Here is a 20,875-nt window from a genome sequence, read left to right as displayed (position 1 = left end):
TTATCTGCCGCCATTGTCCAATAACAGCGCAGAAGCGCCCACGTAATTCAACTGGATAGAATATCCGACTTCTAATCGGGCTGTTGGGGGTTCGAGTCCTCCCGTGGGCGCCATTTCCAGTTAAGTCTCAGAAATTTCCCGTAAAAGTGGAATACCAAGTCATACCAGATGGCAAACGAACAGTGGTTGCACTCATCAAGCCAATCTTGAGTGTGGATCAACCATGCGGCATTTTCAGCCAACAATGATCGCGGCGCTGGTCCAGGCATTGGTTTGGTTCTGCGTACCGATGGCTCACCACATGGCCGCATACACACAGTGCAACCAAGCGTCCCGAAAGGAATACACAGCATGATTGCCTATGTCACAATCGGTGTCGACGACATCTCTCTCGCGAAACGGTTTTATTCTGCGTTCCTGCCCGCGCTTGGATACGAGCTTGAGGAAAGCCCGGAAGGATTAAGCTGTGCGCTGCCCGTACAACCCGGCCAATCCGTTGCTCTGCCTGAGCTTTACGTAAAAGCACCATTCGATGGGCATCCCGCCTCGGCGGGCAATGGCACCATGATCGCATTCCAACTTCGCAGCCAACAGCAGGTCCGTGATCTGCACTCTGCAGCGCTTGCCGCAGGGGGATCTGACGAAGGTCAGCCGGGTTTCCGGGACTTATACGGCCCACGTTTTTACGTGGGCTATCTGCGGGACCCTCAAGGCAATAAGATTGCATTGTTTTCCAATGATCCAAGCGAACCTGGGCGGGATGGGTAGAGCGGATTAGCCGTCGCTGGACGCGTTACGTGCCCTCGGTTGGAACCGCATCTTCCTTGCAACAGCGACTCTTTAAGAAAAGCGAGTTGGCGCACGTGAGCTAAAAGGATCAATCAGTGCCCGCCCTCTGTCTGCTTGAATAGTACGTTGAGATTGCCAATCCACATTGATGCCGCCGCGGAAAAATCCACCGTAGCCAGTGCTTTGCGATACAGCTCTTGACGACGCCAGTTCTGCACGCAGACGATACTTTTTTCCACGCGCCTCAACCACTGCTTGATTTTTCGTCGCTTGTTCTGCACAACTATAGCGACACTGGCCAGAGCGCCATCTTGGCCGGTGTTCGGGAGGCCGGTGATTTCAGAATAGCGCCGATTTCGGGATTACATATGGTGGCGTTGATACCATTGGGAGATTAAGCATGAGTGTTGAAAACCTGAAGGAATATGCACGTCGTTGCGCCGCAGATCCTGAGTTGCGCGCCAAGGCCAAGGAAATCGGCGCCACGGATCTGGATGGGCAGATTGCTCATGCCGCTTCGATGGGTCTGGCCTGGACAAAGGAAGACATGCAAGCTTACCAGGAAGAGATTCAGGCCGATGGCGAGCTTGGCGAGGATGATCTGGAAAAAGTTGCCGGCGGCGTCGTGACAACCACCGCAGCCGCCGCAGCGGCTGTTGTGTCCGCAGCCGCCGCTGTGGTCGGGACCGCGACCGCGGTGACCTCGACAACAACCGGCAGCGGTTGGTAATAGACTGGCGCAGCCTTCGGGGCCTGCGCATTTTCAACGCGACCCTCCGGGCGGATGTTCGGAGGGTATTTTGTTAGGAAATAGCGAAACGATGCCGCGCTGGGAATTGCCTCGGCTCGCGCTAATCAAATCAGTCTGGCAAGATTCGGAAATCCAGTTTCGCCCGGTCAGACATGAGCAAAAGACCCTTTGATGCCACTCGCTGATTACGGAAAACTATATCTTACGCCGCTCGATCCGTCTTTGCGCGCGCCCCAATCCGATGCGGAAGCTATCGCGCAATGGCGCGAGGAACTCTCTCGTGGACAACGGCTGCGGGTACGGGGCAGCGGCCATAGTCTGAGCGGCGCAAGCCTGCCCAGAAGGGGCGAAACACTTTTCCTGACGCATGGCCTGAACCAGTTCGAAGTCGTGGAACCCGACCTGCTGCGGGTCGGCAGCGGTGCCATCATGTGGGATATCCGCGATTTCGCAGCGGCTCATGGGATGAGCTTGCCGGTCTTTAACGGTGGATGGGCAGGCCCGACACTAGGTGGCTATGTCAACGCCGGAGGCATGGGGCTGCGCGTGCCGCCTACCACGCGAGAGGCTGCAACGCGTCGCGAGTCGAATGACGGTTTTGTCTCTATCTCGGAAACACATGGCGGCTTTTGGGCTCATGTCGCGGCACTTACTCTGCTCGATGGCCGCGGAGAATTGCGAAGGCTGGCCCCGGAGGATTCAGATTTCCATTGGATTTTCGCGGCAATGGGTCAATTTGGTTTGATCCTGGACGTGACCCTTCGACTTCAGTCCGTTCCGGGCGAGAACAATCGGTTTTCTGTTGGCCAAAAGGGCAGAATACCGGTCACCAACCCGCTCAACCCCTCCGAAACAAACGACCTGCCGGGACCGGATGGCATCGACTGGCTCTATTGGTTCTCGGCCATGGTTCCGGTCGCCGACGAAGACCGGTTCTGGACGTTGCTCGGGGATTGGAGCAACCGACACTCCGCCACGCTGGAGCCCAGCGGTGGATGGGTCGGGCCGTCTCTGAATGGAGAGCCCATCGGCTTCCGGTACCTTGTGAAGCGACGCGCCCCGGTGCCGCCGCTACTGTACCCGCGGGATGAAGATTTCGTTCTAATGGGGGTGATGGCGCTGTGCCGTGGCATCGGCAGGCCAGAGGTGGAAGCCGCGCTTGTCGCAGCCGAGCAGGACTTTGTCTCGTCCGTTATTGATGAAGGCGGTCGTCTATACGTACAAGCCGAGAACCTGAGCCGGTCGCTGGACTATGCCGACTATTACGACGCAGAGACTTGGGCGACGTTTTGTGCTTTGAAGAAGAAGTATGATCCGCAAAGCCTTGTGAACATCGGAGAGATTCAGCGATCAAAACAGACGGAACCTGTTACCGTTGCTCAGATTCGCAGGCTTGCAGCCGCCACGCAGCGTGTTTTGAATACCTAGCCCGTCGGCCTGAGAGGCAAATATGGACGTAGCGCACACAGCAGATGTCGCGGTAATTGGCGGCGGTCCCGCAGGATCGGTGATGGCGGGTCTGTGCGCCAAGGCTGGTCTGTCTACCGTCCTGCTGGAAAGAGAGACCGGGCCGCGCTATCGCATCGGTGAATCGTTGCTGCCAGCCACACTGCGGCAGGTTTTGCCCCTGATCGGTGCCCAGGGCGCCGTTGACGCCCAAGACTATACGGTGAAGCGCGGGGCCACCTTTTGCTGGGGCGCTGACAAACAGGACATCTGGACCCTCGCCTTCGGCCCCGACCAGGCCGACGATCCGCCCCTGGCCCTCAACGTTGATCGTGCGAGTTTTGACGAAATCCTTCTGTCCAGCGCGCAGAATTGCGGCGCAACGCTCCTCAGGGGGTGTGACGCAATTTCCGTCGGTGACGGCGACGCGCAACAAGGCCGCAGCGTGACCTACACTCACCGGCAGAGCGCAAAGCAAGATGCGTTGCACGCAAGGTATGTCGTGAATGCCACGGGGCAGATGCGCCTGAACATCCCCGAGTTGGACAGGCGCCAACACTCGCACTTTTTTCGCAAAGTGGCGGTTTGGGGATACTGGACAGGCGGAGGGCGGCTTGACGCACCGCTGGACGGGAACGTGTTTTTCGAGACACTGGAAACCGAACATGGAACGGCTTGGGTCTGGTATATTCCGCTGCGAAACGGGCTGACCAGCGTGGGCGTGGTTGCCCCGCGCGACTGCCTGGCCCATCTTCGTGTAGACCCACGAGTAGGTTTGGCAAATTGGCTTTCGACCTGTCCACGGATAACCGAGCTGTTGCGCGACGCCTCACCGGCAGAGCAGGCCCCTTACGATCAGGTGAGCCTGTGCGCCGATTACTCTTATGCCTCCAACGCCTTCAGCGCGCCGGGCGTCGTGCAGATTGGCGATGCCGCCTGTTTTGTGGATGTGCTTCTGTCGTCAGGTGTGCATCTGGCCACCTACGGAGCGCTTCTTGCAGCACGTTCGATTAAGGCCACTCTGTCTGGCGCGATACCCGAAGATATCGCCATGGCCGAATACGAGAGCCGCCTGCGACAGGAATTTGCCGTGTTCTACGCCGGGCTTTCGGGTCTTTACGATATGGAAAAGCGGTCACAGGATTATGTCGGCTGGCTGCGCGGCTTGTTGCAAAACAGCAATGGGGTGCTCATGGAATGGGGGCATTCATCGGATAATCCCGGAGGGCTGAACGTGAGTGGCGCGTCCTGCTCCGATGCGGATCTGCACGCACGGGCACAGAGAAACCTGACCATGATGCGCGGGTACAATTCCTTCCAATTGGCTTACGATGGCCCGCCAAAGGCGACGCCGATTGCTGCTTTGCCCGCGATCCGCAATGTGTTGGCAATTGATGAGCATGGTGAATGGGTCATGCCCGAACATACGACGCGCGCACCCAGGCCGGTTACCTCGGTCACCTGAACCAAGCCCCCATCGGCGGGTAGGTGATGTGGGGGCCCGGACATTCACCGTGTGGGGTTAAACGTTTCAACCTGAAGTGGATATTGCTCAGGTCGGAAATAAAAAAGGGGCGGGTGTGCCCCGCCCCTTCGAACCGATTGTCTAATCAGATTACCAACCGCTGCCGCTGGTGGTAGTTGTAACTGCGGCAGCAGTGCCAACCACGGCGGTCGCTGCGCCGACAACGGCTGCTGCGGCCGCGGCGGTGGTGGTCACAACGCCACCGGCAACTTTTTCCAGATCATCTTCGCCAAGCTCGCCATCGGCCTGCATCTCTTCCTGGAAAGCAGCCATGTCTTCCTTGGTCCAGGTCAATCCCATGGATGCCGCATGCTCAATCTGGCCATCCAGATTGGTTGCGCCAATCTCTTTCGCCTTGGCCCGCAAGTCCGGATCGCTAGCACAGCGGCGTGCATATTCCTTAAGGTCTTCGACACTCATTGCATTGTCCCTTCTCTCGTTTTGCCACGGGTCAAATCAATGCTGGGTTTGCGACCGGTCGCACAACCAAACCAAATGGCTTTGTTTTTCTTTACACGAATAAATTGTACCGAGGACCCATCAAAAATCAAGCGCCGTAATTTGAAACCGGAATGAAATTGCCTGAGCTGCGGGATGTGCGAAGGAAAACCCCGCCCGCTGAATGCGCGGCAAACACGAGCATATTCGGCGGGCTTGGTTTACGTCGACATTTACGCTGTGCCTACCCCGAAGTCAGCGACGGCCCTTCGGTCACCAGAGAAACCACGTTGGCCGTCCTGTCGAGCCCGGCGCGAGCCCGCAGCGCTGAATCCGAGAGGATTTCCTGCAACCCCGCGAAGGCCGCCGCTCCGGATGGCTGGGTGAAAACCTGTGAAGATCGAAGGTCGTTCATTGCCTTTAGGGCTGCGGGGTCGGAAATGGCCATGGCGCTGAAAAGCCGCTCGTGCAGAAGGTTCCAGGCAACATTGGACGGTGTCTCACAGGCGAGGCAGTCCATCGAGGTTTTGGCGCCTTCGGGAACACTATTCAGTTTCCCAGCCTCCAGACTGGCGGCAACAGGCGCCACGTGAACAGGTTCAACGGTGATGATGCGCGGCATCTGTGGGCCTAACCTTGTGGCAAACCGCGCCGCCACACCGGCCGCCAACGCACCGACACCTGCCGGCATCAGGACATGTGTGGGAGGGGATGGCAATTGTTCAAGGATTTCATCCACGATCCGGCCATAGCCAAAAAGCGTCAGATAGGGGATCTCCTCACATCCGGGGCGACCTGTGTCGGAAAACTCGACAGCCCCGGTCTTATGCGCGTCGTCGGCCGCTGCGGCGATCGCCTGATCGTAGCCGCGCTCGACCGCCACGGTTTGCGCGCCAAACTGCCTGATCCGGTCAAAGTTCTCTTGTGGCACCGATGCAGGCAGATAGACGGTCGCGGCAACATCCAGACCCTGCGCGGCCCAGGCGACGGCGCGACCGTGATTGCCATCGGACGCGCAGACGAACCTGTCCGCATGTGCCAGATCCGGTTTTGCGGCCAAAACGCCAAGAACACCAAGCGCCTTGAAACACGACAGGCCCTCGTCGGCAAAGCGTTTGCCTTCATCCTTGATCCAGCAGCTTACACGCCCCTGACTGTTGCGCATGTCTTGGATCAAAGGGGTTACCGTCATGGCAGGATGATCTGCGATGTCGGAAAGGATGCGGTCGGATTGCGCGGCAAATTCCGCTCCGGGATGTGTGGGCGACCAATGGGCGTTCCGAAGGTAGGTGGTTGAAGAACCGATTGGCACAGTTGCACACTCCGTTGGGGTGATTTGAAATTTCTTCTAGCTGTCATTTGGGTGAAGCTATACAATCTAAGATAGAAGCAAGCACAAAATTGTGAATAATGCGCGCTGTTTGGCGGATGGATCAGAAGGTGACATTTCAGATGTTGAAAGCCGAAATCCAGCTCGCCAACACACTTTCGGCTGTGCCGGGCTTGCTGGACCAGCTGGATCAGGCCCTTGTGGCCATGGATGTGCCGGATGCCGATGCATTTCAGGTCAAGCTTGCACTGGAGGAACTGGTCACCAACGCCATAAACTATGGCTTTGATGAGGGGCAAACATCCGAGCTTGAGGTTGCCCTGCGGCGCCAGAACGGGGATCTCATCTGTGAGTTGAGAGATCATGGCCGGAAGTTCAATCCGCTGGACGTGGTCGAGCCGGACGTGACGCTGGATGTTGACCATCGCAAGGTCGGCGGGCTAGGCGTGTTTCTCGTTCGCCAGGTCATGGACGACGTAAGCTATGAAAGAGCCGGCAATATGAATGTGATGCGTCTGCGTAAAACGTTGGGCCGCGAGGGCGAATAGGAAGGCGAAGACAATTATGCGTGAGCTGGTTGGGAGCTTTGCAGCAAGGCTCATCGCCTATCTGGCGGTTGCATTTGCCATTGCTCTGGCTGCGGCGGTCGCACTGACGATGGCAAAGCTTTCTACCGCTTTGACTCAGGCAGTTGACGGGCGCTACAGAATTGTCGCGTCCGACCTGCGCGCCAATATCGAAACCGGGGTGAATTTTGGCCTTGGGGTCGAAGAGATCGTATCCAACGTATCGGCGCAGATCGAAGACAGGCTGGAGTCCGACGCCGAGGTTCTGGCCATCCGGCTGGTTGCCGAGAATGGGGAAGAGATCCTTTCCCGTCAGTCTCAGGCAGAAGGTCGGGAAGGGGCGCAGGCCACAGATATTGCAACAGTGTCAGAGCCGATCATCAACTCATTTGGCGCGGTGGTCGGGCGCGTTGAGGTGTCTTATGACCCGACAGGCGCACAGACTATTCTGGCCGAGTCCGCCCGCATCCTGTCCATGGAAGCCGCAGTGTTGCTTGCGGCCTGCATCGGCGTGATCGGAGTGGCCAGCCTGATGGCCGCGCGACGTATCGATCAAAGGCTGGACCGTCTGACAGCGCAGTTGGACAGCGGGATACCGTCTGATACAGCGCCTGAGGTGAGTGGCGATCAACTGGATCAGCTATCGCACAGCGCCATGAACGCCTACCGCACCAGCCAAACAGAACTGGATGATCTGGACACAGAATTACAGCGCTTGTCTCGCCCGTCGCAGACAGCCAAGCCGGGCAGGGGGTGACCTGATGGACCAGATGTCCAGACGTTTTGCCTTCTTTATTCTTTCGGTGGCGGTTTTATGTCTCGTTTTGTCCGTGGGCGCCTTGGGCCTGCGCTCAATCGGGTTGCTCGAACGCAATGTTCGACCCATTCTTGAAACCAACGCGCTGGTCGTTACCGAACGCGTGCGCGGGCGCATCGAAAGCGCCGTGGCGATGGGGATACCCTATGAAGGGCTGGCCAAGGTGGACGAGTATCTTGACCGCGCACTGGAAGGCAGCCATGGCATTTCCAGCATCGTTCTGACATCCCCCAGCGGCGTTGTGATGTATGCCTCGGGTCGGGCGCAGTCGAACCCGAACCAAACCGGAGCTGATACCGAAGCGTCGAACAGTTCGCAGCAGGCGGACCCCGATCGAATGCGGGACCGTGGCCTGCAGGTGTTGCCCGCCACGATGCAAAGCGAACTGCTGCGCTGGCTGTCGCCAGAGATGTCGAGCCTGGGCAGCTTCACACACGGTGATACCGACGGAAGCGGCGTCGTCGTGTTGCCGCTTGTGACCCTGGATGGAACAGAATTCGGGCAGATCGTCACCCGAATTGACGAAACATTTGTTGCGCAGCAACTGCTGGATGCTGCCGCCGATATCATGGTCATGGTCTTTGTGGCTGTCGTGCTGGCTGTCGAGATATTGCTGGTTGTAATGTCCGCCAGCATCAGCGGCCCGCTGGCCCAGGTGACCAGACTGCTCAATGCGCTGGTAGGCAAAGATTTTCGTCGGTTGGAAAAGCCGGCCGGCGGGGTATCCATGCGCCGCGCGATACGGGCAGGCAATGCGCTGCTTGAAACGTTGTCGACGCGGATGGCGGATCTGAAGGCGCGCATTGAAGCCGGGTTTGCCGACGCAGCCGATGCGGATCGGATGCGCACTCGCCTTAAGGCGGTTGGCGAGTTTGTGGAGGACGGGCGCAACAAGATTGGCACGGCTGCCCATCTGGCAGGTGTGCGCGGCGCCGCGTTCCTGTTTGTGATGACGGAAGAGCTGACGCGACCGTTTCTGCCGCAATTCATCTCGGAAGTGCTGGGCAGCGGACCCGCGCAGACGATCAACGGTACGGACAGCACCCTTCTGATCGCGGTTCCGATCTCGGCCTTCATGCTGGGGGCCGCGGTGGTCGGTACGCTTGCGGCAGGCTGGGCCGACAGGGTCGGGCGCAGGAATGGCTTTATGATTGGCGCTGCGCTGGCCAGCCTCGGTTTGGTGGCTACTGCATTTGCTCCCAGCCTGGCCACTCTGATTTTGGCCCGAACTGTTTCCGGGGTCGGGTATGCATTGTGCTTTTTGTCCTGCCAAGGACAGGTGATTGACCAGACCACCACGGCCAATCGCACACGCGGCATGTCTGTTTTTGTGGGTGGCATCATGGCGGCGGATGTCTGCGGGCCGGCGATTGGCGGCATTCTGGCCGAGCAGTTCGGTTTTCAACCCGCGCTTTTGGTTGCAGCAGGACTGGGCGTATTCAGCATATTGCTGGCGATGCGGTTGCTGGATGGCCGCAGCGATGCGGCGCAGTCCTACAAGTCGACGCATTTCGGGTTCGAACCCAAGATCGTCATTGAATGCATGAGCCAGCCGCGATTTGTGGTTGCCGCCCTGCTGGCGGCTTTGCCGGCTAAACTCCTGCTGTCAGGTTTCCTGTTCTTTCTGGTGCCCCTGCTTCTGACCGATATAGGGGCGACGAGCAATGAAATCGGCCGTATCACGATGCTATACGGGGCGTCGGCATTGATCCTCATGTCTCTGTTCTCCCGGCTGTGCGACCGGTTCGGGCTGCACGCCTTTATGGTAAGCGTCGGAGCCCTGTTGACGGGGTGGGGGTTAGTGCCCTTGGCCTATGGCGCAACCGTTTCGGCCGTCGCCTGGTCGGTCCTGATCCTTGGCATTGCGCAGGCCATGAGTATTTCGGCCCAGTCGGCCCTGTTTACGATCCTGGCGCAGCGCGAGATCGAGACATACGGGCCGGGTCGGGTCCTGGGTATCTATCGCATGACTGAACGGGTTGGGTCGGTCATCGGACCACTGCTTGCCGGTATCCTGTCGCAATATTGGGGTTTGGCAGGCGCGGCGGCAATTCTGGGCGGGTTGTCCGTGGTCACAGGCACCGGCTTTGCAGCCTTCTTCCTTGTTTCAGGCTTGCGGTCCGAGGATTACGACCTGAAGACACGCGGGGCGAGGGGGTACGATGTTGAGGCTGTGTAATCCCCGCGCCGCTTTCGCGCGCTGCTGTGCCCTGACGTTGGCGATGCTCTTTGGTGCCGGTAGCTTGCAGGCGCAGGAGCAGATGCCAGACCTTTGCGAACGTCCGCATGTGGATGGAGCGCCCCATATCGTGATGGTCCTGTGGCGTGGCCCGACCCCCGTTGAGCAAGGGGTTCAGGCCTATCTCGACAGCCGTGAGCTGACGTTCAACGTCACCTGCCTCAGTGCCAATCGCAACAGCTCGCGTTTCGCACGCCTTGTTCGGCAAGCAAAGGAGCTTGAGCCTGATCTGCTGTACACATGGGGGACATCGGCAACTTTGGCCGCGGTCGGAACCTATGAAGAGGACACGGCCGCGTTTCCGACATCGCAAACACCGGTTCTTTTCACGATGGTGTCTTATCCGGTTCAGTCCAAAGTCGTCCCCGATTTTGATGGCAGTGGGCGAAACCTGACAGGCAGTTCACATACGGTGCCGTTGGACTCGCAACTTAAGGCGATGCAGGCCTATCGCGAGGTGACCCGGATCGGGATGATCTTCAATCCACGCGAGGATAACTCGGTTCTGAACATGCACCAGATGCGGGCGCTTACCGAAGAAATCGGCATTGAGCTTGTGGCTATCCCGGTTCCTCTCAAAGAGCGGCAAGCCGAGACCCAGGGCGAAACCGGCGCGGAAGACGAGGCAAACACCAGCGAGGAGGACGTTTCCGAAGGTCAGCCTGACCCCGCGACCTTGCCGGAATTGATCGCCCGGATGGCTGCGCAGGACATCCAGTTTTTGTATATAGGTCCGGACAATTTCGTGGGCGCAAACCAGGAAACCATAATTGGCGAGGCCCTGTCATACGGAATCCCAAGCTTTACCGGAACAGAGCTTGAAATCCTTGAAGGGGATGCATTGGTCGGGCTGGTCACGCCCTATTACAATCTGGGCCTTCTCAACGGATCGCTGATCGAACGAATTCTTCTCGATGGTGAAGCGGCCGAGGAAATTCCAATCAGCACTCTGGCGCGGTTCACCTACATCGTGCGCATGAACGTGGCGCTGCGTATCGGAGTGTTCCCGCCCCTGGATATTTTGGAGTTTGCCCGCATCCTTGAAGGAGAGCCCGAATGATGGCCGCAGCATCCCATGGGCCGGCCAACGCAGACGGAGGTCAGGCGCCGTTACAAGGGGATTGGCCCGGTGCGCTGCCAAACGGTCTGGCACTTCGCAAAATGGATATCGGCGATCTGGACATGCTGACGGCATTGCATGCAAAGCTGCATCATCTGAGCGATCAGCAGCCTGCACCCTTCGTACGCGAAAAAGATGAATTCTTTGCCGAACACCTTACAAGCGCCGGGGAGGTCTGGGGCCTTTGGGAGCATGCCGGGCTCAGGCATCAGTTGGCCGGATATACCGTTGTGGGTTTGCCAACCGCGTCCGATCCGGCAAATTTTGGCCACGACCTGGGGATGGAGGACGCGGCACAGCTTGCCCTGGTTGCGCATTTGGACGGGACAGGCGTTTTGCCGCATCGGCGCGGGTTTGGCCTGCAACGCTATCTGACCGGGTATCGCATGGAGCGGGCGCGGGCATTGGGGCGCAAAACCATGATCTCGATGGCCTCGCCCCAAAACAGTTTTTCCTTGTCGAACCTGTTGCGCTGCGGCCTGACGGTTCAACGTTTGATCCGCAAATACGATGCCTTGCGATTTGTTCTGGTTCGGACCCTGCCAGACCAACCCGCATTTGCGGTTGACCGCCAACCGGTCCCGCTGATGGCAGACGCAGAAGAACATGAGCAACGCCTACGGGCAGGCTATGAAGGCGTCGCATTGAAAAATGTCGGCGGCACCCCGTCGCTCGTCTACGCAAAACGCGGGAAGGAGTCGGCCCGATGACGTCCGGCTCCGACACTGCGGCACTTGCACGGCTCAGCCTGCGCAGCCGGATCACCACGATTGTCTGTGTCGTGTTTCTGGTTCTCACGGCGCTTTTGCTTTTCGAGATGCACAGCCGCGAACGGGCAATGCAGACGCGGCTGGAAAATGCGCTGCTGACCAGTCTTCAACTCAATCTCGAAAGCCTGCAGGATGTCGAATTCCAGCGTGCGGAAGCCTATGCGCGCCGGTTTCAGGAGAACCGCGAGCTTGCTCAGGGACTGCTGGACGGGGACGCCGATCTGATCGAGTTGCAACTTGTGGAATTGCAGGCCGATCTTGACCCCACCGCCGCGCAATTTATCCGCTTCGATGGCACATATCTTGGCGGATCGGACAGTCCAATGGTCGAAACACCGATATTGCAAGCGAAGCATCTCGACCAGTTACGGGCCCAGGGGCGCGTAACCACAGGGCTGACCTTCGGGGCTGATGGATCTTTGGTCCATGTCGCCGCAGCCCCGCTGTTCTTGAAAGCGCGTCCGGTGGCGGCGGCCATCGTCGTCAGCCCTTTCCAGCGCACAACCGACAAGTTGGCCAAAGGGTTTGGTTCGCAGGTTCTGACCTTGTCGGCGGATGGAGACATCCTGCAAAGCAGCGGCTCGGCCATGATTGAAGAAGAGCGGGCCAACCTCGGTGCGCAGGCGACCCGGTCGGGCATCTCCCTTCTGGAAGATGGCAGCAGGTTTCTTCAAATCGCCAGCCTGCCAGTTCCCAGCGCGTTTCTGGACGCGCCACTGCACATTGTGGGTATTCAGGATGCCTCTGCCGCGCTGCGCGAAACAAGGATCGGGAACGCCATATCTGTACTGGCGCTCGCCAGTGGTCTCACGTTGTTTCTTGCGTTCATCAACTGGTCGCTCAGGCAATCGTTCTTTCCTTTGAATGCGGTGATCCGGTCGCTCAACGCGTTGTCCGAGGGCAAAACCGACCAGGCCGTGAACGTGCCGAAGACGGATGACGAAATTGGCCGGCTTGCCGGTACGTTCGAAGGTTTCCGGAAAGGCATGGAAGCCCGGACCGAGTTGGAACGGGTCAACCGTGAACTGGATGTGGCGACGCGCATTCAGCAGCAATGTCTTCCAACGACATTTCCCGAGTTGGCAGAGATGGACTTTGCCGCGGATATGGTGCCAATGCGCGAGGTTGGAGGGGACTTCTACGATGTGTTCGACTTGCCGTCCGGCAAGATCGGATGCGTGATCGCGGATGTTTCCGACAAAGGCATGGGTGCGGCCCTGTTCATGGCCATCTCGCGCACCGTGATGCGGGCAATTGCCGCGTCGGCTCAGGGGCCCGCGGACTGCGTGACCATGGTGAACAACTACCTTTGTGTCGACAATGACGCGATGCTGTTTGTCACCCTGTTCTATGTTGAAATCGACCCCCGGACTGGCGCGATGGTGTTTTGCAACGCCGGGCATAATCCGCCTGTCATTGTCGGCCCCGAAACCGAACCGCGTTACCTGAAGTCCGATCAGGGTCAGCCGGCGTTGGCGGTGTGGGAGGATTTCGATTATGAGGAAGAGACCGGCGTGCTTAAACCGGGACAGACCCTGTTTTGCTATACGGACGGCGTGACCGAGGCGATGTCGGCCGAACTGGAAGAATATGGCGAAGCACGTCTGCTGGAGGCGATGCGCCCGCTGATGGGGGCCACGCCCTCGGACCAGCTCAAAGCCGTCATGAAGTCGGTTTCGATCTTTACCGAAGGCGCTGATCCCAGTGACGATATCACCTGCCTGTCGATCGAATTCAAAGGCCAGGCGTCGCAGGGCGATGGTGCGGAGCAGGCGGCGTGAACGGCCCGTCTGACGGGAGATGGGTATGAGAACCATTGCAACCTGGCTGGTGCATGTTGTCCGCGCAACCCGCATCGGATGGAGTTTGCCCCCGGCTCTTGGGACCGGGCCGAAAGGCCAGCTTTTTGCCGGTTTGATGCAGGAACAGATAGCCGGGAAACTGTCGGCAGACCGGTTGCTCAGCTATGAAGCCGTTCGTGACACGGTGCGAGACGCGGTATCGGTGCTTCATCGCGAGGGAACCGAGGCTGCCGGTCAAGTCTTTGAAAAAGCACAGCGTTTGGCCGCACCATTTGCTGACGATCCCGAGCTGAACGCCCTTTCGCAAAGCTGGATCGAGCAGGCTATGGCTTTCCACGACGTTCGCCTTGGTGATTTGCAGTCCGCCGAGACCCGGCTTGAACAGGCGATGATCGCTGATACGCAGTTGGAGCAGGATTTCGGCTATGACCTGATGCATATCGGGCGCATTCACACGCTTCACCTTTGGGTGCGGGTTCAGGCGGCAAAGGACGATGTTTCGACGGCGCTCAAAGCGGCGGATGCAGTACTGATTTATCTGCATGGCGGCGGAGAGGATCTGCCGTTTGGTTCCGGGTGGTCTGCGGATCTGGCCGCGCGAATCCGGCCCGATCTTGCCGAGGCCATGACCTACAGGATCTGTAGTGAAATCGGTACCATCGTGCAGTCATTGCCTCAGGCTGAGGCGCAACAGCATGTGTTGGCGCTGCCGGGACTAAAACAGGTTGCGGAACTGGATGGCTACGGCGAAGTCGCCGTCTGGCGTCGCGCAAAACTGGCTTGGAGCCAAGGTCAGGTCTACGAGTTTTTTGAGGCGGTTGTGCCGGCTTTGATGACCGGGCGCGGTCAAACTTGCCTGTGGTACGCGATGGTGCTGGATGCGGTTTCGATTGCGAAAACGCTGAGAGAACAAAGCGGTCTTCTGTTTGCGGAAGACGTCGTGCATCGGGCCAAGGAAGACACGGCAGACCCGATAATCCTGCCCGGTTCAATTCGGGCTGCGTTGCGAAACTGCGATGCCGTGCCCCTTTCGGCCCCGCTGGTTGTGAATTGGCCGAAACGCCGGTTTCATTTGATGTGCATGGGACTGCCCAGGTCCGGAACGACATCGCTGTATACCCTCTTCCGTCCTATGCGTGCGGCAAACGAATATGCCGAGAAGGCAACGATCGAAGCCCTGACACGTCGGATGCCGGCTTCGGATCTGGCTTCGTTTCTGGCGCGGCGCGACCGGGAAAGCGCATTGGAGATGGATGCCGCCAGCTTCCTGCATCTTGCAGCGCCTGAGTTGGTGGCGCAATGTCCCGACGCCGGTTTTGTGCTGCCCATCAGGCCGCCTGCGGAGTGGTTTGAAAGCTATCTGAAAATGCTGCTGCGCTGGCATGACGGCTTTCAGGCCAAAGGCCGCACTCCGCCAGACTGGATGGAGGCGTATGGCCAGCTTCTGTTTGGCCATTTTGACTGGGCTGAAATTGCCTCGGAAGAGGCGCGGGCGCGGTTCATGCCGAAGGTTGCGGAACGGTTTCTTGGCCATTGGGCAAACGCCACGTTGCGCACGCTCGATGCTCTGCCGCCGCAACGCCGGCTGGTGTTGCACACCCATGATCTGGGCAGACGCCGAGGCGATCTGGCCCGATTGGCGGGCATATCCGAGGACCTCATCACAATGGAAAGCCATGCCAATATCAGCCCGTCCGGTCCGGACATTCTGCAAGGAATGTCCAGATCGGAACTGGCACTTATGGCGCAGGACATCTGCGGTGTCGCCTATTCCGCCGCCTGCGCCGAAGCCGATGCGCACCAGGTGACTGTTTAGAATATGACGGTGCAAGACTGCCAGATGCTCTCGGGCCGAGATCTTGTCTTTCTGGGACCATCCCTGTCCTTGCAAGAGGCGGCGGCGCTGCACCCCAAAGCCGTCTTCCGACCACCAATCAAGTTCGGCGATCTTTATGCCGTTCTTGCGCGCCCACCCGCCCGGGTTTTGATCATAGACGGTTATTTTCACGCTCAGACCCCGATCTGGCAGCGCGAAATCCTTTCGGCGCTTCAGGCGGGTATTGAGGTATTCGGGGCATCCAGCATGGGAGCGCTGCGGGCGCTGGAACTGGCGCCGTATGGCATGGTCGGGTTAGGAGAGGTCTTTCGGCTGTTCCAAAGTGGCGAGATCGAAGGGGATGACGAGGTGGCGTTAAGCCACGGTCCGGCCGAGATGGGGTATGTCGAGCTGTCCGTTCCATTGGTCGATCTGCGTTGGATCGTAGTTGAGTTGTTCGGAAGCGGCCCGCAGGCCGGTGAACTGATTGCACAGGTCAAGTCCTGGGGGCATGTGAACCGGACAGTGGATCGGATCGTCACAGCTGCCGACCGGTTGGGATTAAGCGGTGCGGAGTTGAAATGTGCGCTTGAGGACCGGACGCGATTGAAAACCCAGGACGCAAGGGCTGCGTTGGCGCTGTTGTCCGACAGCGGTTCTGCGGGCGGCAATGAGGTTGATCAATGGCCCGTCCCCAACCCAGCGCCGCTTGATGTTGAACCGCGGCTGTCGCGTTTTGTAACCGAGCCAGATGGCCAGCCGCTCTCGCTGAGAGCGCAGTTGCAGGCCCGCGCCGCACAACCCGGAGCCTTGTCGGATGCGTGGCGTCTGAGCCGACGTCGTTGGTTTCTTCAAGATTGGTGTGCGTTGGCAGGGCAAGGCCCGAGCGAGGCGGAGGTATCGCAATTTGCTGTTCAAACCGTAAGCGAACATGCGAAGGCTTGGGGGCAAACCCAGGAAAGCTGGCTGGCATTACATGGGCTGCGGCTTGAGGAGCTATCATCCGTTTTTCGGGGCGCTGCCACCAGTGCCTGGATCGCGCGGCGATCCCATCAGGAACTGAACGTCACGTGCCGATTCGGTCCGGACGTGCCTTCGGAAATGGCCGTTTTGCTTGACTGGGCGGCGCGCGCCGGCGTCACACCGCCTGAGGAAGTGGCGACTGAGGCAACCGCGATTGCCGTTTGGCTCGTGCAACACGGCCCGCTGTTCTTCGGAGCTGCGGACTGGCATGAGGACCTCGCCTTGCTTGATACGTCAATCGCTGAAAACCAGCTGTTCGCGCAGGCCGTGCCATGACCACCGAAACGCATGATCTAAGCGGATTGCAATTCGCGGATGGATTGTCGAGACAGTCCAGCCAACTGGACCAGATGCGTAAGTATTCGGTGGACGAAACCTGGACACGCATCCAGCCGGATCTGAAGTCATGCGGCGTGACCCGCGTGGCGCCCATTACGCAACTGGATGTTCTGGGTGTTCCCTCTTGGGTGGCTGTGCGCCCGGGCGGCATGGTGTTGCAGGTGTCCAATGGCAAGGGATTGTCCGACGCCGCCGCGTGTGTCTCGGCCGCTATGGAGGCCTGTGAGTTGCATCGGGCCGAAAACCCGTTGCCTGGTCGGATTTGGCAAGGCCCGGCCCAATCCCTTCCGAACGAGCGGAGCGGGGGTGCCAACCACATCCTGCGCCCGCATGAACTGCCGGGCATGTTGCAGCGATACTATGATGACCGGTTTGTGGGCGAATGGACCCTGGGTGTAAACCTGAGCAGCGGGCAGGCGTGTTTTGCGCCCTCCAGCGCCGTCTATTTCCTGCGCAGACCGGGCTACTACGAAACCAGTTCCAATGGTCTTGCCTCGGGGAATTCACTGGCCGAGGCTTACCTGCATGGGCTGTACGAAGTAATCGAACGCGACGCGATGTGCGCCGTGCGACAGAACGGCAAGCTGCTGCTGCGGCAGCGAGCGCAAATCATCGACACCGACAGCGTCGACGACCCGTTTGCACGGTTGATCCTGGATCGTTGTCGCGAAACGGGTTCTGAAATGCGGCTGTTCGCGCTTCCGGGTGCTGTCAATCTGCCGGTCATCTGGGCTGTTTTGTTGGATCAAGGCTCTGGTTCTGCCCGTTCGAGTTGCAATGTCGGGTGGGGATGCCATGCGCTGCCGCAGATCGCACTGCACCGAGCCATTACCGAGGCAGCCCAGTCCAGACTTGGCATGATCCATGGCGCCCGGGACGATATTCTGCGCAAACCCGTCCACGCAGTGACGGGTCCCGCGGCGAGCCCGGTCTTCGCGTTTTTTCGAAACCTGAAATCCGATACCTCCTGGGCCACAATTTCCAAAGCCCCGTACCTGAATCCAGGGTCTGGGCCGGACATCGCAATCAGAAGGATTGTTAAGGCGCTTGAGAATAATGGCCGGGGTCCGGTTTTCGGGTTCGATCTCAGCGATCCGGCGCATAATTTCTCTGCTGCTCGGATTTTGGCCCCGAAGCTCAAGTTCGACAAAACACTATTTTAGGTTGTATCGCGCGGAATAGTGCGAAACTATATTTGCAACGCGGTTCTTAGAGGAGCGATATCGTGACCAGCATGATCGAGACCGGGCGGGGAGAATCCACCGTAGAAATGCGCAACCGCAACCGATATGTCGACACGCTTAGCGATTTTTCGTCGGAAGAGATGGAAAGCCTCTGCCAGGTGAAGCGTTTCATCGAGTGCTATGAAGGCGATCGCGACTTCCGCAAAGCACTGGACGACGGCGGCAAATTCTCTGACGACCAGCGAAAGATGCTGAAAGATATCGGAGTGACCTTTGAACCCGAAGAGCTTGCCCTGCTGTGGGAGCAGCCGAGCTTCAGCGCCGAGTTCAGTCACCATGCGTTCCCGGTAGACAGTTTCGAAGAACTGCCGACTGACATTCACGAGACTCTGGCGGGTTATCCACGTTTGCGTGCGTGGTTTTTGTGGCGTTTCCGGCGCGAGAAGACGGGCTTTGTTCAAAAGAAGATGGTGCTTTCGACACCGTCGCTGAGCAGAGAGTACACGGTCTGGCGCGCACGACGTATCGCAACCACACGGAACGAACTTGGCAGCTACGGCTGGGATATCGATCATCCCTGCCATGCGGTTGAGATGGCCGTCGGGTGCTCGGTCGGCTGCCACTTCTGCGCGTTTGATGCACCGAAGCTGCAAACAGTCTACGACGTATCGGTTCCGGAAAACCGGGCAATGGTGGCAGGGGTCGCGCAAGGCATGGCTGACGTGCTGGGGTGGCCGGCCGCACATGGGATGCTCTACTGGAGCACGGAACCCCATGACAATCCGCATTACGTAAAACTGCTGGAGATCTGGCAATCGGTTACCGGCGCGTCCTTGTGCACTGCGACGGCCCGAGCCAAGGAAGACTGGGTCGGTGAACTGATCGGGCATTACAGCAAGGTTCCGGCACCGTGGCCACGTATCAGCGTCCTGTCACGCAACATCATGCGACGGCTGCACAAAACGTTTTCGCCTTCGGAAATGCGCGACACGATCCTTCTGATGCAGCAAGCTGATGCCGAGGTTTTCCGTGCCAAGGTGCCCGGCGGCCGCGAGCGTATGTTGCAACAACTGGTTGAATCGGACGACTTGCGCAATATCGACACGGACAATCCGCCGGAAGGATTTGACGTGCCCCAGGGATCGATCGCCTGTGTGTCTGGCCTGTTGGTCAACATGGTCAACCGGTCGGTTCAGTTGATCAGCCCCTGCTATACCACGCTGGAGAACCGCTATGGCTACCGCGTGTTCGACAAGGCGACATTTGAAGACGGAGAGGACTTCAAACGGGTTTTGGAGAAAATGGTGGCGCGGTCGATGGTGGCCGAGCCTTATCAGGAGATGCCCATAAAATGGCGCGACGACCTGAAGTTCGTCGAGCAGGAGGACGGGTTCACCTTGATTTCCCCGACCACCCGGCGCGATTTCCGCCGTGGAACGTTGCATCTGGTCACCGGCGCGCTGATTTCCGAAGGCACGCACAGCTATGGCGAAGTGTTTGATCATCTGTCCGACCATCCGGAAATCGGTCCGATGGCGGCGATGGCGATGCTCGAAAACCTATTTTTGGGTGGGTATCTCTGCGAAATGGCAATCACCAAGGATTACCGCGCCAGAAAAGAAGCGGAGAACCCCTCGCTGCGAGATGTCGAAATCGCGTAGCATTGCGATCAAATCAGAGATTGATCTGGCGGCTTTTTCGGCCGCCATTTCTTTGCAACCCGCCTATCTCCACCCGCCGCTGCCTTCGGCCTCGCCGCCTTGGGTCGGTGATTGATTGAAGGGCGGTCGCAGCACCCCGACATAGGCTTTGGCCTCAATAATCTCGGCTTCGACAATGACCAGTTTGACATGGTGCAGATTGCACGACAGGGCCGGATAGATCACTTGCGGCCCGTCAGGGGTCCAGGTCGGCAACGCATAATGTTCGAAAAACGGCAATTCCCGCAACGCGTCGATTTTTTTCGGGCGCGCCAGACCTGCGGATTGAAGCCGGTCGAAAGCAGCCTCCCATGGTTGTGTCGAGAACGCGTTTTCCTTGGCGTATAGTTCAATGCCCAGCTTGGGTCCGACACCATCGGGCATCAGGTCGATATTCAACGCAGGCTCGCCCAACGGGTCTATGTAGGTCCGCCATACGGTTTCGACTGTGCCTAAGTCCCCGGGCCAGCCGATCTGTTCAAGCCAGGCGATCGCGGCGTCGCAATCCAGGTTGGTCAGGCATAGCCGGGTGACCACGATATCCCGGGCCCCCATTACACCCATCTGAAAGACAGTGGCGCCTTCGGGAAGCGCTTTGGCAAACTTCGCCAAATGGCTCTTGTCAATATCCAGACCGAAGAACCGGTGTCCAAGTTCGGGCAGCGCGGCAAGAAGGGCGCGGTCGGTGCCCCTGGATTGTCTGTACGGCCCCCAAAACATGCAGGGCCTGTCAAGACAGCCTTCCAACTCCGACCCATCGGCGCTTGCGCTGTCCACTTCCAGCCAGACATTGCCAAGCATTGATTTCCACTGCGACCCATCGCGCCACTCCAGCGCGAAGTTAGACAGATCGCCCCAGAACGCGGACCGGTTCAAAACAGAAGCCCAAGGCGCTGACTCATCCCCCCCGGCAAGTGCACTGATGGATCCGTTGCCCTGAGCGATTTCCCAAAGAATGTCCGCGCGCGCGGCAAGCTCGCCCAATCGGAGTTCAAGACCCCAAAACGGTGCCATTTCCGCGGGCAGTTGATCGGCCACATGGCAGAGACGCGCCATGCCGGTTGCATCGACAAGTTCGGGTCGAATACGCGGCGCGATCAGTCGCAGCACGTCGCCGATGCTTTGGCAGCGCGGCGCCAGCGCCCTTTTTCCGGCGGACGCCGTCAGGATGTCGTCGCCGATTCTGGGTGACGTCGCAGAGTTGGAAGCGGTGGTCATAT

The 20,875-nt window shown here is 58.8% G+C and carries 17 protein-coding genes and 1 tRNA gene; 15 read left to right on the top strand and 3 right to left on the bottom strand.

Annotated features, from left to right (window positions below; genetic code table 11):
• Nucleotides 1–36: 36 nt before the first annotated feature.
• The 5 genes from ACR0D8_RS15770 to ACR0D8_RS15750 all read left to right on the top strand — a co-directional run bounded on the left by ACR0D8_RS15770 (nucleotide 37) and on the right by ACR0D8_RS15750 (nucleotide 4,451).
• A tRNA-Arg gene (locus ACR0D8_RS15770) sits at nucleotides 37–113 on the top strand.
• A gap of 238 nt (nucleotides 114–351) precedes the next feature.
• Nucleotides 352–768, top strand: a complete 417-nt coding sequence (locus tag ACR0D8_RS15765) for a VOC family protein (RefSeq protein ID WP_480647918.1) — start codon at nucleotides 352–354, stop codon at nucleotides 766–768.
• 421 nt (nucleotides 769–1,189) lie between these two features.
• The gene (locus ACR0D8_RS15760) at nucleotides 1,190–1,519 is read left to right on the top strand and encodes a Nif11-like leader peptide family RiPP precursor (RefSeq protein ID WP_475157915.1); all 330 of its coding nucleotides are present in this window, start codon (nucleotides 1,190–1,192) and stop codon (nucleotides 1,517–1,519) included.
• A 192-nt stretch (nucleotides 1,520–1,711) separates the two neighbouring features.
• Nucleotides 1,712–2,968 (top strand): FAD-binding oxidoreductase, encoded by a 1,257-nt coding sequence (locus ACR0D8_RS15755; RefSeq protein ID WP_480647916.1) that lies wholly within the window; start codon nucleotides 1,712–1,714, stop codon nucleotides 2,966–2,968.
• A gap of 22 nt (nucleotides 2,969–2,990) precedes the next feature.
• On the top strand, nucleotides 2,991–4,451 hold the full coding sequence (locus ACR0D8_RS15750; protein WP_480647914.1) for an NAD(P)/FAD-dependent oxidoreductase: 1,461 nt from the start codon (nucleotides 2,991–2,993) through the stop codon (nucleotides 4,449–4,451).
• Nucleotides 4,452–4,601: 150 nt separating this feature from the next.
• Here ACR0D8_RS15750 and ACR0D8_RS15745 read toward each other — a convergent pair whose 3' ends face one another.
• On the bottom strand, nucleotides 4,602–4,931 hold the full coding sequence (locus ACR0D8_RS15745) for a Nif11-like leader peptide family RiPP precursor (RefSeq protein ID WP_475157918.1): 330 nt from the start codon (nucleotides 4,929–4,931) through the stop codon (nucleotides 4,602–4,604).
• A 262-nt stretch (nucleotides 4,932–5,193) separates the two neighbouring features.
• Entirely contained in the window at nucleotides 5,194–6,261 is a 1,068-nt protein-coding gene (locus tag ACR0D8_RS15740; protein WP_480647911.1) for a pyridoxal-phosphate dependent enzyme, read from the bottom strand.
• 140 nt (nucleotides 6,262–6,401) lie between these two features.
• Here ACR0D8_RS15740 and ACR0D8_RS15735 point away from each other — a divergent pair, with 140 nt between their 5' ends.
• From ACR0D8_RS15735 to ACR0D8_RS15690, 10 genes are all read left to right on the top strand, one after another.
• Entirely contained in the window at nucleotides 6,402–6,827 is a 426-nt protein-coding gene (locus ACR0D8_RS15735; protein ID WP_480647910.1) for an ATP-binding protein, read from the top strand.
• A 16-nt stretch (nucleotides 6,828–6,843) separates the two neighbouring features.
• The gene (locus ACR0D8_RS15730; protein WP_480647908.1) at nucleotides 6,844–7,602 is read left to right on the top strand and encodes a hypothetical protein; all 759 of its coding nucleotides are present in this window, start codon (nucleotides 6,844–6,846) and stop codon (nucleotides 7,600–7,602) included.
• A gap of 4 nt (nucleotides 7,603–7,606) precedes the next feature.
• Nucleotides 7,607–9,841 (top strand): MFS transporter, encoded by a 2,235-nt coding sequence (locus ACR0D8_RS15725; RefSeq protein ID WP_480647906.1) that lies wholly within the window; start codon nucleotides 7,607–7,609, stop codon nucleotides 9,839–9,841.
• 82 nt (nucleotides 9,842–9,923) lie between these two features.
• Nucleotides 9,924–10,961 (top strand): ABC transporter substrate-binding protein, encoded by a 1,038-nt coding sequence (locus tag ACR0D8_RS15720; protein ID WP_480647904.1) that lies wholly within the window; start codon nucleotides 9,924–9,926, stop codon nucleotides 10,959–10,961.
• Entirely contained in the window at nucleotides 10,958–11,731 is a 774-nt protein-coding gene (locus ACR0D8_RS15715; protein WP_480647902.1) for a hypothetical protein, read from the top strand. Before ACR0D8_RS15720 ends, ACR0D8_RS15715 begins: the two co-directional genes overlap by 4 nt.
• Nucleotides 11,728–13,572, top strand: coding sequence for a SpoIIE family protein phosphatase (locus ACR0D8_RS15710; RefSeq protein ID WP_480647900.1), 1,845 nt, complete (start codon nucleotides 11,728–11,730; stop codon nucleotides 13,570–13,572). Before ACR0D8_RS15715 ends, ACR0D8_RS15710 begins: the two co-directional genes overlap by 4 nt.
• Nucleotides 13,573–13,597: 25 nt before the next feature.
• Nucleotides 13,598–15,409 carry a sulfotransferase gene (locus ACR0D8_RS15705; RefSeq protein ID WP_480647898.1) on the top strand — a complete coding sequence of 604 codons (1,812 nt, stop codon included), beginning with the start codon at nucleotides 13,598–13,600 and terminating at the stop codon, nucleotides 15,407–15,409.
• A gap of 3 nt (nucleotides 15,410–15,412) precedes the next feature.
• Nucleotides 15,413–16,708, top strand: a complete 1,296-nt coding sequence (locus tag ACR0D8_RS15700; protein WP_480647896.1) for a TfuA-like protein — start codon at nucleotides 15,413–15,415, stop codon at nucleotides 16,706–16,708.
• On the top strand, nucleotides 16,705–17,934 hold the full coding sequence (locus ACR0D8_RS15695) for a YcaO-like family protein (RefSeq protein WP_480647894.1): 1,230 nt from the start codon (nucleotides 16,705–16,707) through the stop codon (nucleotides 17,932–17,934). Before ACR0D8_RS15700 ends, ACR0D8_RS15695 begins: the two co-directional genes overlap by 4 nt.
• A gap of 62 nt (nucleotides 17,935–17,996) precedes the next feature.
• Nucleotides 17,997–19,616 carry a hypothetical protein gene (locus ACR0D8_RS15690; RefSeq protein ID WP_480647892.1) on the top strand — a complete coding sequence of 540 codons (1,620 nt, stop codon included), beginning with the start codon at nucleotides 17,997–17,999 and terminating at the stop codon, nucleotides 19,614–19,616.
• Between the two features lie 63 nt (nucleotides 19,617–19,679).
• Here the strand turns inward: ACR0D8_RS15690 and ACR0D8_RS15685 are convergent, their stop codons facing one another.
• A complete protein-coding gene (locus tag ACR0D8_RS15685; protein ID WP_480647890.1) occupies nucleotides 19,680–20,873 on the bottom strand; it encodes a hypothetical protein in 1,194 nt (397 codons plus the stop codon).
• Nucleotides 20,874–20,875 lie beyond the last annotated feature (2 nt).

The organism is Ruegeria sp. BG10, from assembly GCF_056538575.1.
The sequence above is the reverse complement of the archived record's forward strand: the minus strand, read 5'-3'. Positions and strand labels throughout refer to the sequence as shown.

Bases quoted from the DNA above. Each gene is read 5' to 3' on its own strand.
- ACR0D8_RS15710 (WP_480647900.1), top strand. From the start codon at position 11,728: ATGACGTCCGGCTCCGACACTGCGGCACTTGCACGGCTCAGCCTGCGC.
- ACR0D8_RS15755 (WP_480647916.1), top strand. From the start codon at position 1,712: ATGCCACTCGCTGATTACGGAAAACTATATCTTACGCCGCTCGATCCG.
- ACR0D8_RS15705 (WP_480647898.1), top strand. From the start codon at position 13,598: ATGAGAACCATTGCAACCTGGCTGGTGCATGTTGTCCGCGCAACCCGC.
- ACR0D8_RS15765 (WP_480647918.1), top strand. From the start codon at position 352: ATGATTGCCTATGTCACAATCGGTGTCGACGACATCTCTCTCGCGAAA.
- ACR0D8_RS15750 (WP_480647914.1), top strand. From the start codon at position 2,991: ATGGACGTAGCGCACACAGCAGATGTCGCGGTAATTGGCGGCGGTCCC.
- ACR0D8_RS15715 (WP_480647902.1), top strand. From the start codon at position 10,958: ATGATGGCCGCAGCATCCCATGGGCCGGCCAACGCAGACGGAGGTCAG.
- ACR0D8_RS15685 (WP_480647890.1), bottom strand. From the start codon at position 20,873: ATGACCACCGCTTCCAACTCTGCGACGTCACCCAGAATCGGCGACGAC.
- ACR0D8_RS15760 (WP_475157915.1), top strand. From the start codon at position 1,190: ATGAGTGTTGAAAACCTGAAGGAATATGCACGTCGTTGCGCCGCAGAT.
- ACR0D8_RS15735 (WP_480647910.1), top strand. From the start codon at position 6,402: ATGTTGAAAGCCGAAATCCAGCTCGCCAACACACTTTCGGCTGTGCCG.
- ACR0D8_RS15745 (WP_475157918.1), bottom strand. From the start codon at position 4,931: ATGAGTGTCGAAGACCTTAAGGAATATGCACGCCGCTGTGCTAGCGAT.
- ACR0D8_RS15725 (WP_480647906.1), top strand. From the start codon at position 7,607: ATGGACCAGATGTCCAGACGTTTTGCCTTCTTTATTCTTTCGGTGGCG.
- ACR0D8_RS15730 (WP_480647908.1), top strand. From the start codon at position 6,844: ATGCGTGAGCTGGTTGGGAGCTTTGCAGCAAGGCTCATCGCCTATCTG.
- ACR0D8_RS15720 (WP_480647904.1), top strand. From the start codon at position 9,924: ATGCCAGACCTTTGCGAACGTCCGCATGTGGATGGAGCGCCCCATATC.
- ACR0D8_RS15695 (WP_480647894.1), top strand. From the start codon at position 16,705: ATGACCACCGAAACGCATGATCTAAGCGGATTGCAATTCGCGGATGGA.
- ACR0D8_RS15700 (WP_480647896.1), top strand. From the start codon at position 15,413: ATGACGGTGCAAGACTGCCAGATGCTCTCGGGCCGAGATCTTGTCTTT.